The 218-nt window shown below is 66.1% G+C and carries 1 protein-coding gene; it reads right to left on the reverse strand.

The features are described 5' to 3' along the window. The coding region (locus tag WDW90_RS40475) for a DUF2382 domain-containing protein (protein WP_336493151.1) at window positions 1-218 on the reverse strand (218 nt) is incomplete at both ends.

Here is a 218-nt window from a genome sequence, read left to right on the forward strand (position 1 = left end):
CCTGACCCCCTTGGCCACGAGCGGCACCTCAGAGGTTTCCACCATCTCGACGGTGAGCTCGGTCAAGGTCTCTCCGCTTGCCTGATCGGTGACGGGCCGGCGCCGCTCAACTACGACCCTCTCGTCATACAGCGTCACCTCCTGCTCGGCCGGGACCTCGACGACATAGCGGCGGACCCTGGTCGTGCCGCTGTTCTCGGTGCGCTTGCCCACGATCA

The organism is Methylobacterium nigriterrae, assembly GCF_037106235.1.
In the GTDB taxonomy this organism is placed as follows: domain Bacteria; phylum Pseudomonadota; class Alphaproteobacteria; order Rhizobiales; family Beijerinckiaceae; genus Methylobacterium; species Methylobacterium nigriterrae.